Genomic DNA, 22,311 nt, shown 5'->3' on the forward strand with positions numbered 1-22,311 from the left:
CCCGGTTGTCGCCCGGCCACAGCGTTCGGTCGCGGAAGGGGCGAGGCTCTTGACGGTCACCCACCAGCCCGAGCCCGTCGCCGGGATCCTGCGGGACATGGCCGGCGACGCGGACGTACGGGGCCAGCTCGTGCACGCCGCGCGCACCCACTCCCCCGACGTCGCCCGGCTCGGCGAGGCGGAGACCCGGCGGCACGTCACCGCCATCGTCGCCGCGGCCGGACCGTGGCTCGGCACCTTCGGGCGCGTGGACGGCCAGGACTTCGCCGCCGCCCTGCTGCTCGGCACCGACCGGGCCGAACAGGGCGTCCCCATCACCTCGGTGCTCCACGGCGTCCAGGCGGCCCTCACCCGCACGGTGGAGATCACCGTCGACCGCAGCAGGTCGGCCGGAGTGCCCGACGGCATGCTGCTCTCGGCGGTCCTGCGGCTCAAGGAGTACGGCGACGCCGTCGAACGCCACGTGATCAACGGATACCGCACGGCCGAGCAGGAACTGCCCCCCGCCTCCGACGGCCTGCGGGCGCGGGTGCTGCGCCGGCTCCTGACGGGCGGCACCCCGCCACCGGCAGGAGACCTGGCACGGGCCGGGCTCCGGCCCGGCGGCACCTTCCACTGCCTCGTCGCGGACGGCCTCGACGTCGCCGGCGCCCACCGCCTCACGGACCGGATCACCGTGCTGCGCGGGATCGCCGGACGGGTCGAGGGCCGGCCGGCGGGCCTGCTCCCGCGGATGCCCGCGCATGGGGAACTCGGGCCGGAGGCGGCCGGCGGGCTCGTCGTCCTCTCCCCCGCCGTTCCGCCGGACGAACTGCCGCCCGTCCACCAGTTGTGCGTCCGCGCGCTGACCGCCGGCGGCCGGCGCGGACGGCGCGGGGTGCGGGAGCTGACGGACTTCGCCGGTGAGATCGCCACCGCGGAGCAACCGCTGCTGGGCTCGTTCCTGGCCGGCAGGCTCCTGGGCGCCCTGGATCCGTCGGACGCCTTCCACCGTCAACTGGCCCTCACCGCGCTGGCGTTCCTGGACCACGGGCGGCGTCTGGACCAAACGGCGGCAGCACTGTTCACCCACCCCAACACCGTGCGCTACCGGCTCGGCCGGCTCCGGCAGATCACCGGCGAGCCGCCGGCGGACGCCACGTCCGGGCCGCTGGACGCCCTCCACTGGTGGTGGGCCCTGACGACATGGCTGGGGCCGGACCGGGAAGCCCCCTTCACGGACTAGCCGGGGGCGGCCCCTCCGCCGGGTCGGCGGGCCGTTTCCGGCGGCGCGTCAGCAGGTGCCGCGTCGCCGCCTCGCCGGCGAGGATGCCGAGCAGCCCGGCGAGCGAGATCCACGGCGGGGCGGGCGACATGACGCCCATGAGCCAGTACAGGACACCCGCCAGGGCCCCCACGGAGAACGAGAGGAGGCACCGGGAGAGCAGAGACCTCACGCGAGCCACCCCGGCACGGAGGAGCCGATCAGGATGCCGGCCAGGCCGACGAGGCAGATGAACGGCGGCGCGGGCGACGGGACCCTGAGGAGGCCGTACATGATGCCGACGACCAGGCCCGCTCCGAAGGACGCGGCGTAGCCCACGCCGACCCCCTTTCCCTTTTTTCGGATATGAGGATTTGCATCCCTTTCTAGCAGCACGGATGGCGCCCGGTCGTGCAGCGCGGCGTCAGGTGACCCCGTCCGGGCGGCGGGGCCACCGGCGCGTGCCGCCGACACCTCGGCGCCGGCCGGGCTCGGAACGGTGCGCCGCGCCATCGGTCCGCAGGGCAACTTCCGCACGTGGGAGCGTGGTTGACGACCTCAAACCCGCACGGTCGTGATGCCGACGTGGGAAAGATCACCTCGCACGCCCTGCCCCTGTTCGCGGGTTTGGGTCCAGGATGCGACCGCCCCCACCAGGGCAGTCCGAACCGTTGGCGGGCCGACCCCGGCCCCACGGAACAGCCAGGGAATCCCTTGAGACCATCACCCAGACGCTGGGGCGTGCTTGCCGCCGCCGGCGCCGCCCTCCTGTCGATGGCGCAACCCGCCGCCCTGTCCGCCGCCCAGGCCGCCTCACCCGGGAGCGCCGGCTCCGACGCCCCGGCGGAGCGGGGCAACGTGCCCGCGGGCGTCCACACGGTCACCCTGATCACGGGTGACATCGTTATCACCCGGCAGTCCGGTACGGCCGGGGGCACCGTCGAGGTGCGCGGTGCGGGCGGGTCCCGGACCCGCGCGCACATCATGGAGTCCCGCGGGGACCTCTACGTCTATCCGGAATCCGCCCTCCCCTACGTGGCGGCGGGCACCCTGGACCGGCGCCTGTTCAACATCAGCAAGCTCGTCGCGGACGGCTACGACGACGCGCACCTCGACCACCTGCCGCTGATCGTCTCCTACGGCACCGCCGCCGGCCTGCGCTCCACGACGCCGCGGGGTGCCACCCGGGTCAGGGACCTCAGCAGCGTCCAGGGTGCCGCCCTCACCGAGGACAGGGACCGGTCCGCCGACTTCTGGCAGGCCGTCACCTCCGCGCCCGGGGCCGGGTCGCGGGCCGCCAAGGCCACCTCCGGCAACGCCCCTTCCTTCGGCTCCGGCATCGCCCGCATCTGGCTCGACGGCAAGGTCGAGGCCGATCTCGCCGACACCACCGCCCAGATCGGCGCCCCGCAGGCATGGTCGGCCGGCGACACCGGCAAGGGTGTCGACGTCGCCGTCCTCGACACCGGTGTCGACACCGGGCACCCCGACCTGTCCGGCCGGATCGCCGCCACCCGGACCTTCGTCCCGGACGAGGACGTGACGGACCGCAACGGGCACGGCACCCATGTCGCGTCCACCATCGCGGGCACCGGGGCCGCCTCGGACGGCAAGGAGAAGGGCGTCGCACCCGGCGCGGACCTCCACGTGGGCAAGGTGCTGGCCGACTCGGGCTCCGGTCAGGACTCCTGGGTGCTGGCCGGTATGGAATGGGCCGCGGTGGACCAGGACGCGGACGTCGTGAGCATGAGCCTGGGCTCCGACACCCCGTCCGACGGCACGGACCCCCTCAGCGCGGCGGTCGACCGCCTGAGCGCGCAGACCGGCGCGCTGTTCGTCATCGCCGCGGGCAACATGGGCACGCCCGGCAGCATCGGCGGGCCGGGCGCGGCGGACGCCGCCCTGACCGTGGGAGCCGTCGACTCCTCCGACGACGTCGCCTGGTTCTCCAGCCAGGGTCCGCGCGTCGGCGACGGCGGTCTCAAGCCGGAGATCACCGCACCCGGCGTCGACGTCCTGGCGGCCCGCTCGCAGTACGCGCCGGAGGGCGAGGGCAGCTACCAGACGCTCAGCGGCACCTCGATGGCCACCCCGCACGTCGCGGGCGCGGCGGCCCTGCTCGCGGCCGCGCGCCCGGGGCTCACCGGCTCCCAGCTGAAGGACCTGCTGGTGAGCAGCTCGAAGCAGACCCCGCAGTACGACGCGTTCCAGGCGGGCAGCGGCCGGGTGGACGTGCCCTCGGCGCTCGGCGCCGAGGTGTTCGCCTCGGCGACCGCGTTCACCGGCCAGGCGGAGACCGGCGGCGATGCCGCCGCGGTCGAGCGCCCGGTCACGTACACCAACACCGGGGGTTCCCCGGTGACGCTCGCCCTGTCCGTCCAGGCCCCGAACGCCCCCGCGGGGCTGTTCGCGCTGTCCGCGTCCCGGGTCGTCGTGCCGGCGCACGGCACCGCCGAGGTCACCGTCACCATCGACGGCTCGAAGGCGATCGGGAACGGCCGCTGGTCCGGTCAGGTCGTCGCGGCCGACACGGCGGGGAGGACGGTCACCCACACGGCGGTGTCGCTGGGCGACGCCGCCCACAGGCTGACGATGGTCCTCAAGGACGGCGAGGGCAAGCCCATGTCCGGGGTCGTCGAGGTGCTGCGCTCCGGCGACTTCGACCCGGCGTTCTACCTCGTCGACCAGACCGGGCGGCTGGAGACCTGGCTCCCGGACGACGTGTACTCCGTGCTGTCCTTCAAGGACGTGCGCGGCGTGCACGGTCCCCACTCGATGGGCATGGCACTGCTCGGCGACCCCGAGGTCGTCATGGACCGCGACCGCACGGTGACGCTGGACGCCACGAAGCTCGAGCGGGTCGACATGACGACACCACAGCCGACCGAGGTGACCTACCAGCGCCTGGAGTACAACCGCGCGATGGGCGGCGGCAGCTGGCGCGACTACATGGAGACCCAGACCAGCTACGACAGCCTCTGGGCCCAGCCCACCACGCACAAGGTCACCCACGGCGACTTCCACCTCGGCGCCCGCTGGCGCAAGGAGCAGCCGGCGCTGTCCGTCACCGCCGGGAGCGACGCGTTCACCGACGTCCTGCGGCAGGAGGACGTCACCGCGCTCGCCCAGGGCCACTACGCGTTCCCCCTGGTGGCCGCGGGTGACGGCGCGAGCGCGGACTACGCCGGGCTGGACGCGCGCGGCAAGGCGGTGGTCGTGCGCCGGGGCGGCACCGTGGGCGACGCCGAACAGGCCGCCGCGGCGGTCGCGGCGGGCGCCAGGCTCCTGCTCGTCGTGAACGACCAGCCTGGACGCCAGCTGAGGAGCTACACCGACGACCCCTTCACGCCCGCCCGGATCGACGTCGCGCTGCTGAGCACCGACGAGGGCGAACGGCTCCTGCGCCGCGCGTCGGCACGGGGCGCCGTGCTGAAGGTGGGCTCGCAGCCGGTCAGCCCGTACGTCTACGACCTCATGTGGACGTGGCACAACGAGATCCCCGGCCGCCTCGTCGTCAAGGGCGGCACGAAGAACCTGGCCCGGGTCGACGTCACCTTCGACAGCCCCGACCCGGCCCAGGGCGGCGGCGAGTTCCGCTTTGACTGGCCCGTGTACTCCAACTGGGGCATCGGCCTGACGATGCGCGAGCCGGTGAACTCGCGGCGGGTCGACTGGGTCTCCACCGGACCGGGCTACTCCTGGGGCCAGGAGGCGTACGTCGACGGTCTGCTGTACGAGGTCGAACCGCGCACCACGTACCGGGCGGGCAGCCGGCACAGCCAGGAGTGGTTCAAGCCCGTCGAGCGGCCGTACCTCAACAACAACTACAAGCTGCCCACCCGCAGCGGCAGTTGGCTGGCCTTCGACATCCCCGCGTGGGGTGGCTCGGACCACGTCGGCATGTCTATGGACTACCAGCGCACACGGCAGACGCTCACCCTCTACCAGGGCGGCACGCGCCTGGGCCAGAGCACGACCAACACCAGCATGGGGGGCACCGCCCCCGGCGAGGGCCGGCTGCCCTACCGCCTGGTGCTGGACGCGAGCCGTGACGCCTCGGTGAGCCCCTACTCCTCCACCACGCACACCGAATGGGAGTTCACGTCCAAGGCCCCGGCGGGTGACGACGCGGCGGTGCTGCCGCTGCCGCAGATCGACTACGGCATCGCCACGGACGCGGACGGCAGGGCCGCCCGGAACGACGCGCTGTCCGTCACGGCCGCCCACCTCCCGGGCGCCGTCGGCGCGGGCACCCTCTCGGCCGTCTCCCTCGAGGTGTCCTACGACGACGGACGCACCTGGCGGAAGACCGCCTGCGGGCACGACGGCCGCTTCAAGCTGTCGGCCCCGAAGCAGGCCCGGTTCGTCTCGCTCCGTGCGCGTGCGCACGACTCCGCGGGCAACGCGGTCACCCAGACCGTGATCCGGGCCTTCGGCCTCCGCTGACGCGGGGCGCCGCATCCCATCGGTGCGGGCGGACCTCCTGACGGCCCGCCCGCACCGCCGTGCACGGGGCCGATCGGAAGACGCAAGGACCCCGCGGGCGACGGCCCGCGGGGTCCCGGCGTCGAAGGGGGCTCAGGCGGCGACGCCGGCACCGGCCTGGGAGAGCTGCTCGATGACCTGGGTCAGACCCTCGACGACCTCGGAGTCGTCCGCCGGGTGCGTCTGCGCGAAGCGGGTCACGGAGCCGGGGATGGAGAGCTTGGCGTCCGTGAGCACGGAGGCACCGGCGATGCCGGCGGCCTTGCGGGCCTCGTCCTGGGCCCACACGCCGCCGTACTGGCCGTAGGCGGTGCCGACCACGGCGACCGGCTTGCCGGACAGGGCGCCGGCACCGTGGGGGCGGGACAGCCAGTCGATGGCGTTCTTGAGGACGGCCGGGATGGTGCCGTTGTACTCGGGCGAGAACAGCAGGAACGCGTCGACGGCGCCGGCGGTGGCGCGCAGGCGGGCGGCGGCCTCGGGCACCGCACCCTCGACGTCGATGTCCTCGTTGTAGAAGGGGACCTCCGCCAGACCCTCGTAGAGCGTGATCTCGACGCCCTCGGGAGCGTGCTTCACGGCGGCCTCGGCGAGCTGGCGGTTGTGCGAACCGGCGCGAAGGCTGCCGACGAGGGCGAGGATGCGGACGGACATGGGCGATCTCCCTGCTAGGAACTGAAAGCGGACCGTGGTCCGGTTACATGTTGTACCAGCCAAGCGGACCGCGGTCCACTTCTATTCCCACCGCTACGCTGTGGCCATGACCGAGCCGCCCCGCGCCGTCCTCCCCGTGCGCGACGCCTCCGCCGGACCCGCGGGCCTCACCCTTACACCGGCGGGCGAGCCACCACGGCTGCGCGCCGACGCCGCACGGAACCGCAGGCGCCTGCTGGAGGTGGCGGCCGAACTCGCCGCCGAGCACGGAGCGGCGAACGTGACCATGGAGGCCGTCGCCGCCGCGGCCGAGGTCGGCAAAGGGACGGTGTTCCGGCGTTTCGGCGACCGCACGGGGCTGATGCTCGCGCTGATCGACCACATCGAGCAGCAGATCCAGGCGGCCTTCCTCACCGGTCCGCCGCCCCTGGGACCGGACGCCCCGCCGCTGGAGCGGCTGCGCGCCTTCGGTCCCGCCGTGATGCGCCACGAGCACGCCCATCGCGACCTGTACCTCGCCGCGCGCCGGGAGCAGAGCCGCCGCTTCAACCCGTCGTACCAGCTCAGGCTCACGCACCTGACCCTGCTGCTCCGGCAGGCGGGCGCCCCAGGCGACGTCGAACTGACCGGGCACACGCTGCAGGCCTACCTCGACACCGTGCTCGTGGAGTACCTGCTCACGGCCCGGGGCATGCCCATCGACCGGCTGGACGCCGGCTGGCACGACCTCGTCGACCGCCTCGGCACACCGCGGTAGCGCCGCCGCCGGACGTCACCCGGGCCGCGGTGCGGATACCCGTGCCGGTCGGCCCCGTTCGCGCGGATGTCCGGCCCGCCGCCGTGGCGGCGGGCCGGTGAGCGGTCAGGGATTGCAGCTGGGACCGGTGGCCGGGTTGACGCATACGTCGACGCGGGTCCGCCGTCGTTGGTGTTGGTGCCGGGACCGCCGGAGAGCCGGAGAGGGCGTCCTTGCCGTCACCGCCGGTCAGGGCGTCGTTTCCGTCCCCGCCTTCGCTGCGGTCGTTGCCGGCGCAGCCGTCTGCCCCGCCCCCGAAGACGGCTGCCTCTCCGCCGCCTCCTGCGGCCACGATCAGCCGCGGATCCGTGGCCGGATCACCGGTCAGGACGCACCCGGCGCCGGCCGAACTGCCTATCCGCTCGGTGGGCCGTCCGTGGCCCCGCGGGCACAGCCACCACCCCTCGCACGAGGACCTCTCGCACGCACCCGACCGCCGAGCCGGTGGCGGACACCGCACAGCCCGGGCGGCGGCCCTGCGCCGGCAGCCCGACTGAGGCGGTGGAGCGGCACCGCGAGACCACGGAACGGGGCGTCCACGATCGCGGTCTCGAGATCGGCCGCCATGAACCGTGTTACGTCGAGAAGGAGTTCGCGGCACGCGCCCGACGGTGTCCGCCACCGTGCCCCTCGCGGCACCGGCGGCCGGGGTTCCCACCCTGTCGTGATCCCGACAGCGGGCGGAAAGACGCCGCTGTTCGTCTCTCGTTTCCCGGCCCGTTGAATCGTTTAACTCGCTAGCATGCGGCGGACATTGGATGGATCTAACGTGAAGGATCCCCTGTGAGACCGCTCTTCCCGGGCCGAACCGGCCTGCCGATCGTCGCGGGTGTCGCGGCAATGCTGATGGCGATCCCACCGGCGTCTGCCAGTGACCACGCCACCGCCTCCTCCTCGACGGACAACGTGGTCGTGACCGGCCGGGCCCACTCGGGCTCCAGCCCGCGCACCGTCACCCTCATCACCGGCGACCGGGTCACCGTCACGCCGGGCGGCGACGGCCGTGCCTCCGTCACCGTGCAGGGCCCCGGCGGCCACCGCGCGGACGCCCGCATCACCACGCAGAACGGCGACACCTACGTCTACCCGTTCGCCGCCGAGCGGTACGTGTCGGCCGGGCTGCTCGACACCGACCTCTTCAACGTCACGCGGCTCATCGCCGACGGTTACGACGACGACCGATCCAAGGGCCTGCCCGTCATCCTGACCTACTCCTCCGACGCCCGGCGGAAGCTCGCGGCGCCGTCCCTCCCCGACGGGGCCACCGGCGCACGCGCGCTGACCAGCATCGACAGCACCGCCACCACCCAGGACCACGACCAGGCGGCGGAGTTCTGGGCCGACCTGACCGGCCGGGCCACCGCGCAGGCGGCCGCGAAGGCCACGGCGAGCGGACCCGCCCTGTCCGGCGGCGTACGCAAGGTGTGGCTCGACGGCAAGGTCAAGGCCGACCTCGCCGACAGCGTCGCCCAGATCGGCGCCCCCGAGGTGTGGGCCGGGGGCGACACGGGCCAGGGCGTGGACGTCGCCGTCCTCGACACCGGTTACGACACCGGCCACCCCGACCTCGACGGCGTCGTCGCCGACTCCCGCAGCTTCGTGCCCGGCGAGGACGTCGACGACCACCACGGCCACGGCACCCACGTGGCGTCCACCATCGCGGGCAACGGCGCCGCGTCCGGCGGCAAGGAGAAGGGCGTCGCCCCCGGCGTGCGGCTGCACGTGGGCAAGGTCCTCAGCAACGCGGGCAGCGGTTCCGACTCCTGGATCATCAGCGGCATGGAGTGGGCCGCCCGCGAGGCCAAGGCCCGCGTGGTCAGCATGAGCCTCGGCAGCGACCAGCCCACCGACGGCACCGACCCGATGAGCCAGGCGGTCAACGAACTCAGCGCCGAAACGGGCACGTTGTTCACCATAGCCGCCGGCAACGCCGGCCCGTACGAGGGCACCGTGGCCGCGCCCGGCGCCGCCGACGCCGCGCTCACCGTCGGCGCCGTCGACTCCTCCGACGCCATCGCCGACTTCTCCAGTCGCGGCCCCCGTTTCCGGGACGACGCGATGAAGCCGGAGATCACCGCCCCCGGTGTCGACATCCTGGCGGCCCGCTCCCAGTGGGCGCCCTTCGGAACCGGCTCGTACGCCACCCTCAGCGGCACCTCGATGGCCACCCCGCACGTCGCGGGCGTCGCCGCCCTGGTGGCGGCGGAGCACCCGGACTGGAACGGGGCCCGGATCAAGGACGCCCTGGTCTCCACGTCCGTCGCGACCCCGGACATCCCCGCGGACTCGGGAGGCAACGGACGCGTGGACGCGGTGGCCGCCACCGGCAGCACGCTCGTGGCCACCGCCACGGCCGACGCCGGCATCCACCCCCCGGGCGGCGCGTCCGGCGGGACCGTGACCCGTACCGTGGAGTGGGCCAACTCCGCTGACACCGCGGTCACCGTGACCCCGCGCGTGGACGCGCCGGGGGCACCCGAGGGCCTGTTCACCGTGACGGACCGTCAGCTCACCGTGCCCGCCCACGGCACCGCCTCCACCACCGTGACCACCACGCTCGACCGGGCCCCTGCGGGATCCCGCTTCACCGGGCACGTCGAGGGCGTCGTCGACGGCAAGGCGGCCACGCGCACCCTCCTCGCGGTCAGCACCCGGGACGAGTACCACCACCTGCGCGTCCACGTCACCGACCGCGCCGGCGACCCGATGGTCGGCCTGGTGATGTACCAGCGCAAGGGCGACGAGTTCGCCCAGGCCCTCTACACCGACCTCGACGGCGTGCTGGACACCGTCGTCCCGCCGGGCACGTACACCGTCTGGACCTGGGGCGCCGTCCGCGGCGTCCACGGCGAGTCCTCCTTCGGCCGGGCGCTGCTGGCCCGCACCGGCGTCGTGGTCGCGGACGCCGACACCGACGCGACGCTGGACGGGACGAAGCTGCGCAGGACCCAGGTCGTCACGCCGAAGACGTCCACGGACAGCGACATCCGCATGGACTTCAGCCAGTCCTTCAAGGACGGCTCCCCGGCGATCACCGACACCGCGACCGTCGGCGACGGCTTCGACAGCGTGTGGGCACTGCCCATGCCGAAGGCCTCCGGGGGCGACCTGGCGTACACGGTGCGCTGGCGCATGCAGCAGCCGCTGCTGGCCCTGTCCTCCGGCGACCAGGTCTTCGACGACCTGTGGCTCCAGCCCGGTTCCGGGCGCCCGGCCGAGGGCGCCAGGACCCTGCCCGCCGTGTTCGCGGGCAACGGCACCGCGGCGGAGTACGCGGCCGCCGGCGCCAAGGGCAAGGTGGCGGTGGTCCGCTTCGTGGCGGACGACGACGACCGGGTCGCCGCCGCGGCGGCCGACGACCAGTTCACCGCCGCGCAGAAGGCGGGCGTCGCCCTGCTGGTCGTGGTGAACGACCAGAACGGCCGGCTGCGGGAGCCCGTCCGCCGCACCGACCTGGTCATCGCGGGCATCTCCCGGACCGAGGGCGAGACCCTGATCGGCCGTATCCAGGACAGCCGTACCGGCTCGGTGCCGATGCGCGTCGTCGGCCACGCCGAGACGGACTACCTGTACGACCTGGTGCACACCTGGCACGGCACCATCCCGCAGACGCAGACCTACGCGCCCGCCGAGCACCGCCTGGCCAGGGTCGACGTCGGCTTCCGCAACGAACCCGGCACGGAGGTCGACGAGTTCCGCTACGACATCCAGCCCTACCTCGGGGTCAAGGTCGGCGGCACCCGGCTGTCGACGGCGGGCGCCGAGCGCACCGACTGGGTCACCCCGGCCGGTGAGGCGACCTGGATGGAGGAGGCCGCCAACGGCATCCGCTCCATCCAGTTCTCCGGGCTGGTCGACTACCCGGCGGGACGCACCACCGACGTCCAGTGGTTCGGCCCCGTCGAGCACCCGCGCATCAACGAGAGCCAGTGGCTGCCCCGGCGCGACGGTGACGCCCTCGACGTGACCATCCCGGCCTGGGGCGACGGCGGCCGCGACCACGCGGGTGTGGTCGGGCCGGGCACCACCTCCCAGGTGAACGAGCTCTACCGGGGCGGCGATCTGGTCACCCGCACCGAGGGCGGCTGGCTGGGCGGGGACGTCCCGGCGGCCTCGGGCCGGTACCGGCTGGTGACGTCCACCGAGCGGACGGAGGGGTACCCGTACTCCACCGCGACCCGCACCGAGTGGGGCTTCACCTCCGCGACGCCGCGCACGGACGACCCGCAGGTGCTCCCGCTGTTGCAGCTCGACTACGGGATCCGCACCGACGCGGGCGGCGCCGCACGACGCGACGCCGAACTCACGGTCAGCGCTTCCCCGCTGCCGGGTGCGTCGGCCGGGCGGGTCAGCACGGACGCGGTGGAGGTCTCGTACGACGACGGCCGGACGTGGCACAAGCTCGCGCTGCGCGGCGCGGACGACGGCGCCGCCCGGGTCCGTCTGGACGCGCCGCGGCGGGCCGAGTTCCTGTCGCTGCGCGTGCGCGCCTCGGACAAGCGGGGCGACACGGTGACGCAGACGGTGATCCGGGCGACCGGTCTGGCCTGATCCGCGTCCCCACGGCGACGCGGCCGGTCCCTCCGTGCGGAGGGGCCGGCCGCGTCGCGTTGCCCCGGCGCTCCCTCGTTGCCCTGACCCGGCAAGCCGACGCGTCCGACGCTGCCGGCTGAGGGCCTGGGCGGCCTTCGGCACGACATGATCGGATGGGCGCGCGGGGGTCGCACGGGGGTGGGGAGACACAGTGGGATCGGCGGAACAGAAGTCACCGGCCGGGATATGGCTGCTGATCGCCGTGGCGGCGCTGGCCGTCGGGGTGGCGATGGTCTTCCTGACGCGCGGTGCGCTGGTGCGGGAGCGGGAGTTCCGTGCGGCGCCGCCGTGCGCGTCCGCACCCGTCGAGGTGTCGGACTGCCGGTGGGAACAACAGTTCACCGTGCGGTCGGTGGACACGCACAGCGGCAAGCGGGAGTCGCCCAAGGCGGAATTGTCGCTGCCGTCCGGCAAGCCGTGGCATCTGACCTTCCGTTGGCCCGGTCCCGTGCTGTCGCGGTTGGAGCCGGGCGACAAGGTCGTCGGCCTGATCTGGCGGGGGCAGGTCGTCGAGGTACGGAATGCCGCGGGAACCTCGCAGGAGACGAGCGATGGGCCTCTGGAGTGGCCCGAGGACCGCCTCGGCGGCGCGCTCGCCGGACTCTCGACCGGCATGATGGCGCTCGTCGGGGCGCTGTGGGCGCTCTTCGCGCCGGGGCCGCGTCACGCGAACGCGGCGAAGGCCGTGCGGTGGCACGGCGTCGCCATGGGCGTCACGGCGATCGTGACGCTGTGGGTGCAGGCGGCCAACGACTGGCCGATGTGGTCGATCCCGGCGGTCTGGGGGCCGCTGGCGCTGGCGCTGCTGGCCTCGGCGGTGGCCTTCGCCGTGTCCGCCCTGCGCGGGACGACGGAGGACGGCACCCCACCGGCCCCGAAGGGCCTGCCGGGCGGGGTCCCGGGGCCGGGAACCGTACGTCCCTGATCCGGCTGCCCGCCCGGCACCGTCGTGTGCGGTCGGGTGGGACGTCGTGGCGGGGTGCTGCGGCCGGCGCCCCTGGCTGGATCTGATCCTTCCTGACGACACATCGCACCGAACCGATCACAAGCGGCCAAGTGCACACGGAGCGGGCCGAGTCGGGTCACCATCGGTCCATGAACGCATCCGCGACCGCCGCCCTCACCCCGCTCCCCGACGGAGTCTGGTCCGCCCTGTCCGCCGCCCGCGAGGCCTACCGCGCCGCGGTCCCGGCCGCGTACGACGAGGTGCTGACGGAGGTCGCGGAGCGCGCCCGCCACACCGGCAGCCTGGGCAAGACCGACATCGCCGCGCTGCTGGTGTGGAAGCGGCTGCAGGCGAGCACCGCGTGGGTCGTCGAGCTGATGAACCTGCGCGACGCCGAGGTCCGGGCCGTCACCGCCGAGGCCGTGCACGCGGTCCGCGACCAGGACGCCCCGCGCGGCGCGGCCGCCCGCCAGGGCCGCAAGGCCCTGCTCGGCCTGCCCGGCTGCCGCCACGGCGACGCGCTGGCCTCGGCGCTGCTCACGGCCGCCGCGCCGGACCGGATGGCCGTCTACGACCGCCGCGCGCAGTTCGGCCTGGAGCGGCTGGGCTACCAGCTGACGCCGGCGCCCGGCCGTTACGGCCGCTACATGGACCTCCTCGACGACCTCCTCATCCGCTCCGGCCCCGACGCGGCCGGCTGGACCGCCCGCGACGTGGACACGGCCCTGTACTGGCTCGGCCGTCAGGCCACGGCCCCCGGGGACCCCGAGGAGGAGTAGGGGGACCGGCGGCGCGTCGCCCGCCTCGGTCGGCCCCCTCGCGTGTTCACCGGGAGCGCCCGCGCCCGACAGGGCAGCGCGCTCCACCGTCGGTGCCCGGCCCTACGGTGTACCGGGTGATGACCACCTCGTCCATCCTCGGGCAGTTCGACCTGTGCTCGGATCAGTCCACGTTCCCCGACCTGTTGAACGGCTACTACTACCCGGTCGACACCCGGATCCACCTGTTCGGCGACTCGACTCGCTGGGCGATGGTGGCCGAACTGCTGGGGTACTGCCCGCGTGCCGGCAACCTCACCGACGTCGTGCACCGGTTCGGCAACTGCCTGACCCGTGGCGAGCCGGGGTTCGGCGAGTTCCTCGACCGGGTGGACAACATGGAGGAAATCACCCTCGGCGACGACGAGGTGTACGCCGGAGGGGTTCCGGTGATGGTGCGCGGGCAGGCACTTCCGGTCGCCGCCCCGGCCGGAACACCACTGGAGGAGGTGTTCCGGCTACTGGCGCCCGCGCACCGCGCGCTCTTGCTGGCCGACGACGCCGAACTGCGCGCCGGTGTTCCCGACGACCTGCCGGTGCTGCTGCGCCTGGACGAATGGCACCAGCCGGAGGACTTGGGGGACGTCATGCCCGGAGGGTGCGAGGCGTTCCGGATGATGGCCGAGGTCCTGGACTCCGGCGACCCGTCCCGCTACCGGCCGACGCTTCCCCCCAACACCCACTGGTCCCACTGGCCCGACGCCGGAACGCTGTAGGCCGGCCGACGGCACCGGGCCGGCACGGCGGGACCGGGGCGCAGGCCCGGTCAGTCGGCCTGCCGTACCTCGATCAGGAGGGCCTGCTCGGGGTTGAGTTGGGGCATCGGCAGTCCGGCGGCGGTGAGCAGCGTGCCGGGGAGGGTGAGGCGGTCGTCGATCGCCTCGGTGAGCCAGGCCGGGCCGCTCGTCTGGTGGAAGGACGGCAGGCCGATGTCGGTGCGGACGCGCACGCGGTAGCGGAGGGCGGGGGCGAGGCCGGGCAGCGGTACCCGGCCGGACTGGCCCTCGGGGGAGGTCGCCACGCGGGCCCAGCAGTAGAGCGCGGCCGTGCCGTCGTGGGCGACGACGCCGTGCAGCAGCGTCGCGTCCCCCGGGAGGTCGGCGCGGACGGTGCGCCCGCCGTGCAGCAGCGGGCGCAGTTCCCTGTACAGGGCCGTCCACGCGGTGAGCCGGGCCAGTTCCTCCGGGGTGCAGCGGGTGATGTCCTGTTCGATGCCGGGGTGGCCGAAGAGCGCGGTGGTCAGGCGGAAGGTGTCGGAGCCGACGCGTGCCGTGGTGTGGCTGGGGGTGGGGCCCACGTGGGCGCCGACCAGTTCGGGGGGCAGCAGTTGGCCCGTCCAGCGCTGGATGGACTGCCGTTCCACCGGGTCGTTGCAGTCGGAGGCCCACACCCGGTCGGTCCTGGCGAGGATGCCCAGGTCGACGCGGCCGCCCCCGCTGGCGCAGCTCTCGATCTCCAGGGCCGGGTGACGGCGCTTGAGAGCGTCCAGCAGCCGGTAGAGCGCCTCGACCTGGGCGTGCGCCACCGGGCGGTCGGCCGGGCCGCTCACGGCCTCGTGCACCTCGCGGTTGTGGTCCCACTTGAGGTAGGCGATGCCGTACTCCCCGATCAGGGCGTCCAGCGCCCCCAGCAGGTAGGTGACGACGCCGGGGTGGGAGAGGTCGAGGACGTGCTGGTGACGGGCCGATGGGCCGGCGCCGCGCGCGGGGGCGAGAACCCAGTCGGGGTGCTCGCGGGCCAGGTCCGAGTCGAGGTTGATCATCTCGGGTTCGACCCACAGGCCGAACTCCATGCCCAGGGAACGCACGTGGTCGGCGAGCGGCGCCAGCCCGGCGGGCCACACCTCCCGGTCGACCGTCCAGTCGCCGAGCCCCGCGCGGTCGGAGCGGCGGCCGCGGAACCAGCCGTCGTCCAGGACGAAGCGCTCCACGCCGACCTCGGCCGCGCGGTCGGCGAGCCGCAGGAGGCGTTCCGGGTCGTGGTCGAAGTAGACCGCCTCCCAGCTGTTGAGGATGACCGGGCGCGCGCGGCGCGGGTGACCCGGGCGGTCCCGGAGCAGGGTGTGGAAGCGGTCGGCGAGGCCGTCGAGGCCGGTGCCGGACCAGGCGTAGTGGCAGACGGGGGTGCGGTGGGTCTCGCCGGGCGCGAGCCGGACCTCGCCGGCACGCAGCAGTTCGCCGCCGCCGAGCACGGCGGCGTGGACGCCGGCGCCCTCGGGCAGTTGCTCGACGAGGTAGCGCTGGTCGCCGCTCCAGGCGACGTGCAGGCCCCACACCTCGCCCTCGCGGAAGCCGAAACCGGGTACGCCGACGGCCACGAGGTAGGGCGAGTCCAGGCCGGGCTTGCCGCGCCGGACCTCGCGGGCGTACGTGCCGTGGGCGAGGGGGCGGCGTTGCGGGGAGCGTTCCCGGCTCCATTTGCCGGTGAAGTCGAGGATCTCGCCCGCCCGCCGGGGCAGCGGGAGCAGCGCGGTGACCTGCGCGAGGTCGTACGGGGCGGGGTCCGCCGTCCGCTGCCGGGTGATCTCGCTGTGGACGGCGAGCACTCCGGAGGGCTCCAGCCGATAGGTGATCGTGATGTCGAGCCCCGCAGCGGTGTCGGTGAGGGAGACGGCCAGTTCGCCGCCCTCGGCGTCCTGGCGGACGGCGGTGCCCGTCGTGGCCAGGCGGGGGGCGGCGGCACCGCCGTCGAGGTGCCCGTGGTGCGCGGGGGTGCCGGCCCAGCCGTCCGCCTCGGTGGGCCAGACGGTGAAGCGGCGCGGGGAGTCGGGGGAGTTGTTGAGGACCGCGGGCTCGGCGGTCAGGCTGAGGGCGGCGAGGTCGTCGGCGGACAGCGGGCCGAGGTCGGCCCCCCAGTGGAGGACCCTGGGCACCGGCTCGGTGAGTTCGACGACGAACGCGGTGCCGGCCGCGCGCAGCGGGACGATCCGCGCGGTGGTGTCTGCCATGAGGGGGGAGTCCTTTCGGTGGGCCCCGCCGCCGGACGGCCCCGGGGTCGGGGCCGTCCGGCGGCGGGGGCTCGGTTCGCTGCCGGTGGCTCAGTTCTTCGCGAGGAGGGTCTTGCTCTGGTCCTGCATGTCCGCGAAGACGGAGTCGTCCTTCTGCCCGGCGAAGTAGGCCTCGAAGAGCGGGTTCAGGGCGTCCTGCACCGCGGCGCCGTTGCCGTAGACCGGGGACGGGTAGAGGACCTTGTCCTTGAGCATGCTGGTGAAGACCGACAGGTCGACGCCGTCACCGGCCAGGGCCTTCGTCGCGGCGTCCATGGAGGCGGGGATGGACGGGAAGAACGTGCCGGTGCGGGCGGCCTTGGACTGGCAGTCCTCGGAGCCCATGTAGGACACCCACTTCCAGGCCAGCTCGGGGTTCTTGGTGCCCGCCCAGATGTTGTTGCCGTTGGAGTTGCTCATCACCGCGCGGGTCTTGCCGTCGGGGCCGTACGGGGGCGCCGCGACGCCGGTCTTGACGCCCGGGATCTTGGCGAAGGTGGAGGCGGACCAGGAACCGCCCATCTCCATCGCCACCTTGTGGGAGGAGAGCAGATCGACGTCGCTGACGCTGGAGGTGAACTCGCCGATCTTCGGCGCGTACCCCTTCTCCGTCAGGGAGCGCGCCCAGTTGAGCGTCTTCACCAGGCGCGGGTCGCCGTAGTTGAAGACCGTCGGCCAGCTCTCCTTGTCGCCGAGCCGCCACCCGGTGCTGGAGGCGAAGGGGCTCCAGGAGGTCTGGCCGATGAAGTCCTTGGCCGCGATCTGGCCGAAGCCGAAGGTCTTGACGTGGGCCTTGTCGAAACCGGGCTGGTCGCCTCGGCGGCCCTTCTCGTCGACGGTGAGGTGGGCGATCATCTTGCCGAACTCGCCGCCGTCGTCGGGGTTCCACGTCACGGAGTCGACGTCGCTCTTGCTGTAGCCCGCCTTGGCCAGGGCGTCCTGGTCGTAGTAGAGGCCGGCCGCGGCCCAGTCCAGCGGCAGCGCGTACTGCTTGCCGTCGGTGAACTTCCAGGCGTTCACACCGACGGAGAAGCGGGACAGGTCGAACTTGTCCTTGGCGATGAAGTCGTCCATCGCCAGCAGCTGGTGCTGGCCGGCGTAGGCCTGGAAGAACTGGACGCTGTTCTGGAAGGCGTCGGGGGCGTTGCCCGCGACGAAGCCGGCGGTCAGCTTGGTGAAGTAGTCGTCGACGTTGTACTGCGAGATCTTGACGGTCGTGCCGGGGTTGGCCTTCTCGAAGTCCGCGGCGCAGGTCTTGTACGCGGCGGCCTGCTTGTCGTCCCAGGTCCACCAGTTGACGGTCTGCGAACCGCCGCCCGCGGAGTCCGAGCCGGAGGAGCAGGCGGACAGCACCGCGGCGAGGGTGAGCGTGGCCCCCAGCGCGACGACTCTGCGAATTCTCATGATTCCTTCTTTCGGGACGGTTCCTGGTGAGGGTGGTGGGACGACGTCTTGAGGAGTGCGCGGAACGCGCTCAGAGCGAGGACCAGGTCCTCGGGGCCGCCGGCGTCGTGGCCGTTGAACTCCCACAGCCGCATCTGCCGGGGCCCGCCGTAGAGGTGGTAGGCGGCGAGGGTGGTGGCCGGCGGGCAGACCTCGTCGCGCAGTCCGGCGGAGAACCAGGCGGGCGCGGTGGCACGGCGGGCGAAGGCGAGGCCGTCGAAGTAGCCGAGGGTCCGGAAGGTCTGCTCGACCCGGTCCCGGCGGGCGCCGAGGTAGCCGATGAGCTCCGCGTACGGCTGCTCGCCGGTGAGCCGGGTGGCCTGCCGGACGTCGCACAGGAACGGCGCCTGGAAGTGCGCGGCGCGCAGTCCCGGCACGAGTCCCGCGACCGCCAGGGCGATGCCGCCGCCCTGGCTGGGTCCGGTCACCGCGACGCGGTCGGGGTCGGCGTGCGGCGAGGTGCGCAGGGCCTCGACGGCGCGGACGGCGTCGGTGAAGACTCGGCGGTAGACGTAGGTGTCCTTGTCCTCGATGCCGCGGGTGAGGAACCCGGGGTGCGAGGGGCCGCTGCCGACCGGGTCGCCGGTGGCGCCTCCGCCCGCCCAGGCGCCGCCCTGGCCGCGGGTGTCCACCAGCAGGTGGGCGTACCCCGCGGAGGCCCACAGCAGGTCCTCGACGGGGGCGCCCCGTCCGCTGCCGTAGCCGTGGAACTGCACGACCGCGGGCAGGGGGCCGCTGCGGTGGCGCGGCAGCCGCAGCCAGCCGTGCACCGGATGGCCCCCGAAGCCGGGGAACACCGCGTCGTAGACGTCCACGGTCTCCAGGTCGGTGTCGACCGGGGTGAGCTCCAGCCGGGGCTCGTGGACGCGGGCGGCGTCCAGGGTGTCCTTCCAGAAGGCGTCGAAGTCGGCGGGCTCGCGGTAGCTGCTGCGGTAGGCCCACAGTTCGGGGACGTCGTTCTCGGTCAGCACGACGTGGCCTCCTCGCGCGGGGTGAGGTCGGCGTCGAGGGTGACGGCGGTGCCGGTGGCGACGCGTACCCGGACGGCGCGGTCGCGGTGGCGGACCGTCACGGGCTCGGCGTCGTCCCCTGCGTGCCGGCGCAGCGTCACGGAGGTGAGGGCGCCGTCGCGCCAGGTGAAGTCGGCGGCCAGGCCGCCGCGGCAGCGCAGGTCGGCGGCCTCGCCGTCGGGCCACTGCGCCGGGAGCGCGGGGAGCAGGTGGACGGTGCCGTCGTGGCTCTGCAGCACCATCTCGGTGAGCGCGGCCATGAAGCCGTAGTTCCCGTCGATCTGGAACGGGGGGTGGGTGGAGAACAGGTTCGGGAGCAGTCCGCCCCACTCCGAGCCGTCGACGGGCGCGTCGGTGTCCGGGTCGCCGTCGAACGGGCGGGTCGCCTCCAGGAGGAGCGAGCGGGCCGTGGCGGCGTCGCGCAGCCGGGCGCGCAGGGCGATCTTCCACGCCCAGGACCAGCCCATCGCGCCGGGTCCGCGGCGGTCCAGCAGGGCCGTCGCGGCGGCGGCGAGTTCCGGGGTGCGGTCCGGGTCGACCTGGCCGAGCGGGTGGACGGTGACCATCTGGGACAGGTGGCGGTGCCGGGGGTCCTGTTCGGGGAGGTCGTCGGCCCACTCCTGCAGCCAGCCGCCCGCGGCGGTCCGCGGCGGGTGCAGCTTCGGCAGCGCGTCGGCGATGCGGCCGTTCAGCGGGGTGTCGATGCCGAGGAGCGCGGCGGTGCGCGCGGTGCGTTCGAGGACGGCCCGGGTGAGTGCCATGTCCATCGCGGAAGAGCGGGTGAGCGAGGCCATGGAGCCGTCGGGGGTGAGGTAGTGGTTCTCGGGCGAGGTGGAGGGGAGGGTGTCCAGCCGGCCGGTGCCGTCGTCCACGAGCCAGTCGAGCAGGAACTCGGCGCAGCCGCTGAGCAGCGGCCAGGCGCGTTCGCGCAGGAAGGCGGTGTCCCGGGTGAACTCCCAGTGGTCCCACAGGTGCTGGGCCAGCCAGGCGCCGCCCATCTGCCAGATCGCCCAGGACGCGGCGCCGTGGCCCATGCCGACGGGCAGGGCCCAGCCCCACATGTCGGTGTTGTGGTGCGCGACCCAGCCGCGGGCGCCGTACAACTGCTCGGCGACGTCCCTGCCGTGCCCGGCGACGCGGTCCAGGAGGTCGAACAGCGGCTCGTGGCAGGGGCCGAGGCCGGCGGCCTCCGCGCCCCAGTAGTTCATCTGGGTGTTGATGTTGATGGTGTAGTTGGACGACCAGGCCGGGCGCAGGTCGGCGTTCCAGATGCCCTGGAGGTTGGCGGGCGGGCCGGCGTTCGGGCGGGATGCGGAGGCCAGGAGGTAGCGGCCGAGCTGGAACAGCACGGTCGCGGTGAGGAGTTCGTCGTCGCCGGAGAGGATGTCGCGGGCGACGTCGTGGGTCCCCGAGCGGCGCGGTCCGATGCGCAGCGAGGTGCTGCCGAGGAGTGCGCGCAGGTCGCTCTCGTGGGCCTTGAGCAGGTCCTCGGTGCCGCGTTCCGTGGCCCGGGCGGCGCTGTCCGCTGCGGAGCCGAGGTGGGCGGCGCGGTCGGCGGGGGCGTCGAGGCCCCGCCAGTGACGCAGCGCCTCGGTGGAGCTCGCCACGACCGCGAGGAGCCGGGTGGCGCCGGTGACGCGGAGGGCCGCGCCGTCGGCGGTGACCTCCCCGTCGGTGGCCACGCGCAGGGCGATCGCGCCGAAGGGGTCGTAGCCGTCGACGGGGCCGTCCGCGTACCGCAGCGGCTCCGGGACGTCCGGTTCGTGGGCGGGTGCCCCGTCGACGGGGATCTCCACGCCGAGGACGACCCCCTCGGGGCCGACGGTGCGGTGCACCTCCCGGAGGGGGGTGGTGAGTTCCAGGCGCAGGTCCACGGTGCCGCCCCGCGCGGCCAGGTCGGTGCACAGGGTCCCGTTGGCGGCGTCGGCCCAGGTCCGGCGGCGGACCGGGATCCCGCAGGACAGGTCGAAGGCGTCCTCGGCGATCCCGCTGTCGAGGTTGAGGGTGCGGCCCCGGTACGTGGCGTCCTGCGCCCCGGACACCGTCAGCCACAGGTCGGCGTAGGGCAGGTACTCCTGGCTGTACGGACCCTCGAAGGCCATCAGGAGTTCCTCGGCGCGGTGTGGGTCGCCCGCGCGGAGCGCGTCGCGGACCTCCGCGAGCCGCCGCGGGCCGGCGCCGGCGGCGACGACGTCGGCGAGCGCCTTCGCCGGTCCGCCGGGGGTGCCGGACCACACGGTGGAGTCGTTGATCTGGATCCGGGCACGGTGGGTGCCGCCGAAGACCATCGCGCCGAGCCGGCCGTTGCCGACCGGGGCGGCCTCGTTCCAGTCGGCCGCGGGCGCGGGCCAGCCGAGCAGCAGGTCAGTGGAGTTCATGGGGTGCCGTCCTGGTGCGCGTGCTCGGTCACTTGAGCCCGGAGAAGCCGATGGAGTTGACGATCCGCTTGCCGAAGGCGAGGAAGAGCAGCAGCATCGGCAGCGCCGCGATGAGGGAGGCGGCCATCAGCCCGGCCCAGTCGGGTGCGGCCTGCGGCGAGGACTGCTTGAAGACGCCGAGGGCGAGCGTCAGCGGCTGCACACTGGCGTCGTTGGTGACCAGCAGCGGCCACATGTAGTCGTTCCAGGCGTTGACGAACATCAGCAGCGACACGGTGGCGATCGGCGCGGCCGACATGGGCAGGATGATGCGGTAGAGGATCCGCAGCGGTCCCGCGCCGTCGATGATCGCGGCCTCCTCGATCTCGCTGCTCAGGCCGAGCATGAACTGCCGCAGGAAGAACACCGTGAACGCCTGGAAGAGCCCGCCGGGGAGGATGAGACCGGCGAAGGTGTTGGTGAGGCCGACGTCCTTGATGAACACGAAGTTCGGCAGCAGCGTGAAGACGCTCGGCACCATCAGCGCGCTGATGAGGATGCCGAACACCAGGTTGCGGCCGCGCCAGTGCAGCCGGGAGAAGGCGTAGGCCGCGCAGGAGGAGAACAGCACGATGAGCACGGTCTGCACCGACGCGTAGATCAGCGAGTTGCGCAGGTACAGGGCGATGTCGAGGGACGCACCCGAGCCGCCCTGGGCCTGGGCCTCGGCGATGGAGGCCAGGCCCAGCGCCCGTTTGAAGGCGCCGAAGGTGAAGCCGACGGGCAGCGGCGAGGAGGGGTCGGTGGCCAGCCGGTAGTTGTTGGACAGCGCGGTGCGCACGATCCAGTAGAAGGGGAAGAGGGTGATCAGCGACACGAGGCAGAGGTAGGCCCAGGCCACGATCCGGCCGGGGGTCGCCTTGCGGGTGCGGGGGCGCCGCACGGTCTTCGTACGGGGTGCCAGGGTGACCGTCATCGGG

General features: G+C 73.6%; 15 protein-coding genes. 7 read left to right on the plus strand and 8 right to left on the minus strand.

The genetic code is table 11. The features are described from left to right. Window positions 1-49: 49 nt before the first annotated feature. Window positions 50-1,225: a helix-turn-helix domain-containing protein gene (locus OG937_06015; protein WUD71277.1), complete on the plus strand. Its 1,176-nt coding sequence runs from the start codon at window positions 50-52 to the stop codon at window positions 1,223-1,225. Here the strand turns inward: OG937_06015 and OG937_06020 are convergent. Further along, entirely contained in the window at window positions 1,215-1,436 is a 222-nt protein-coding gene (locus tag OG937_06020) for a XapX domain-containing protein (protein ID WUD71278.1), read from the minus strand. The genes OG937_06015 and OG937_06020 overlap by 11 nt on opposite strands. Further along, the gene (locus tag OG937_06025; protein WUD71279.1) at window positions 1,433-1,582 is read right to left on the minus strand and encodes a XapX domain-containing protein; all 150 of its coding nucleotides are present in this window, start codon (window positions 1,580-1,582) and stop codon (window positions 1,433-1,435) included. Before OG937_06025 ends, OG937_06020 begins: the two co-directional genes overlap by 4 nt. Before the next feature lie 435 nt (window positions 1,583-2,017). Between OG937_06025 and OG937_06030 the strand changes: the two genes are divergently transcribed. Next, complete coding sequence (locus OG937_06030; protein ID WUD78641.1) at window positions 2,018-5,689, plus strand: S8 family serine peptidase; 3,672 nt, start codon at window positions 2,018-2,020, stop codon at window positions 5,687-5,689. A gap of 132 nt (window positions 5,690-5,821) precedes the next feature. Here OG937_06030 and OG937_06035 read toward each other — a convergent pair whose 3' ends face one another. Further along, window positions 5,822-6,382, minus strand: coding sequence for an NAD(P)H-dependent oxidoreductase (locus OG937_06035; protein ID WUD71280.1), 561 nt, complete (start codon window positions 6,380-6,382; stop codon window positions 5,822-5,824). Between the two features lie 106 nt (window positions 6,383-6,488). Between OG937_06035 and OG937_06040 the strand changes: the two genes are divergently transcribed. The 5 genes from OG937_06040 to OG937_06060 all read left to right on the plus strand — a co-directional run bounded on the left by OG937_06040 (window position 6,489) and on the right by OG937_06060 (window position 14,251). Beyond that, complete coding sequence (locus OG937_06040) at window positions 6,489-7,139, plus strand: TetR/AcrR family transcriptional regulator (protein WUD71281.1); 651 nt, start codon at window positions 6,489-6,491, stop codon at window positions 7,137-7,139. An 822-nt stretch (window positions 7,140-7,961) separates the two neighbouring features. Further along, window positions 7,962-11,729 carry a S8 family serine peptidase gene (locus OG937_06045; protein ID WUD71282.1) on the plus strand — a complete coding sequence of 1,256 codons (3,768 nt, stop codon included), beginning with the start codon at window positions 7,962-7,964 and terminating at the stop codon, window positions 11,727-11,729. 193 nt (window positions 11,730-11,922) lie between these two features. Beyond that, the gene (locus tag OG937_06050; GenBank protein ID WUD71283.1) at window positions 11,923-12,696 is read left to right on the plus strand and encodes a hypothetical protein; all 774 of its coding nucleotides are present in this window, start codon (window positions 11,923-11,925) and stop codon (window positions 12,694-12,696) included. A gap of 170 nt (window positions 12,697-12,866) precedes the next feature. Then, window positions 12,867-13,496, plus strand: coding sequence for a hypothetical protein (locus OG937_06055; GenBank protein WUD71284.1), 630 nt, complete (start codon window positions 12,867-12,869; stop codon window positions 13,494-13,496). A 119-nt stretch (window positions 13,497-13,615) separates the two neighbouring features. Continuing rightward, on the plus strand, window positions 13,616-14,251 hold the full coding sequence (locus OG937_06060) for a hypothetical protein (protein ID WUD71285.1): 636 nt from the start codon (window positions 13,616-13,618) through the stop codon (window positions 14,249-14,251). A gap of 50 nt (window positions 14,252-14,301) precedes the next feature. Here the strand turns inward: OG937_06060 and OG937_06065 are convergent, their stop codons facing one another. The 5 genes from OG937_06065 to OG937_06085 form a co-directional block, all read right to left on the minus strand. After that, window positions 14,302-16,482 (minus strand): alpha-galactosidase, encoded by a 2,181-nt coding sequence (locus tag OG937_06065; GenBank protein WUD71286.1) that lies wholly within the window; start codon window positions 16,480-16,482, stop codon window positions 14,302-14,304. Window positions 16,483-16,572: 90 nt separating this feature from the next. After that, window positions 16,573-17,925, minus strand: coding sequence for a sugar ABC transporter substrate-binding protein (locus OG937_06070; GenBank protein ID WUD71287.1), 1,353 nt, complete (start codon window positions 17,923-17,925; stop codon window positions 16,573-16,575). Further along, the gene (locus OG937_06075; protein ID WUD71288.1) at window positions 17,922-18,935 is read right to left on the minus strand and encodes an acetylxylan esterase; all 1,014 of its coding nucleotides are present in this window, start codon (window positions 18,933-18,935) and stop codon (window positions 17,922-17,924) included. Before OG937_06075 ends, OG937_06070 begins: the two co-directional genes overlap by 4 nt. Beyond that, on the minus strand, window positions 18,929-21,352 hold the full coding sequence (locus OG937_06080; GenBank protein WUD71289.1) for a glycoside hydrolase family 95 protein: 2,424 nt from the start codon (window positions 21,350-21,352) through the stop codon (window positions 18,929-18,931). Before OG937_06080 ends, OG937_06075 begins: the two co-directional genes overlap by 7 nt. 28 nt (window positions 21,353-21,380) lie before the next feature. After that, window positions 21,381-22,307 (minus strand): carbohydrate ABC transporter permease, encoded by a 927-nt coding sequence (locus tag OG937_06085; protein ID WUD71290.1) that lies wholly within the window; start codon window positions 22,305-22,307, stop codon window positions 21,381-21,383. Between the last annotated feature and the right edge of the window lie 4 nt (window positions 22,308-22,311).

Source organism: Streptomyces sp. NBC_00510 (assembly GCA_036013505.1).
Lineage (GTDB): Bacteria > Actinomycetota > Actinomycetes > Streptomycetales > Streptomycetaceae > Actinacidiphila.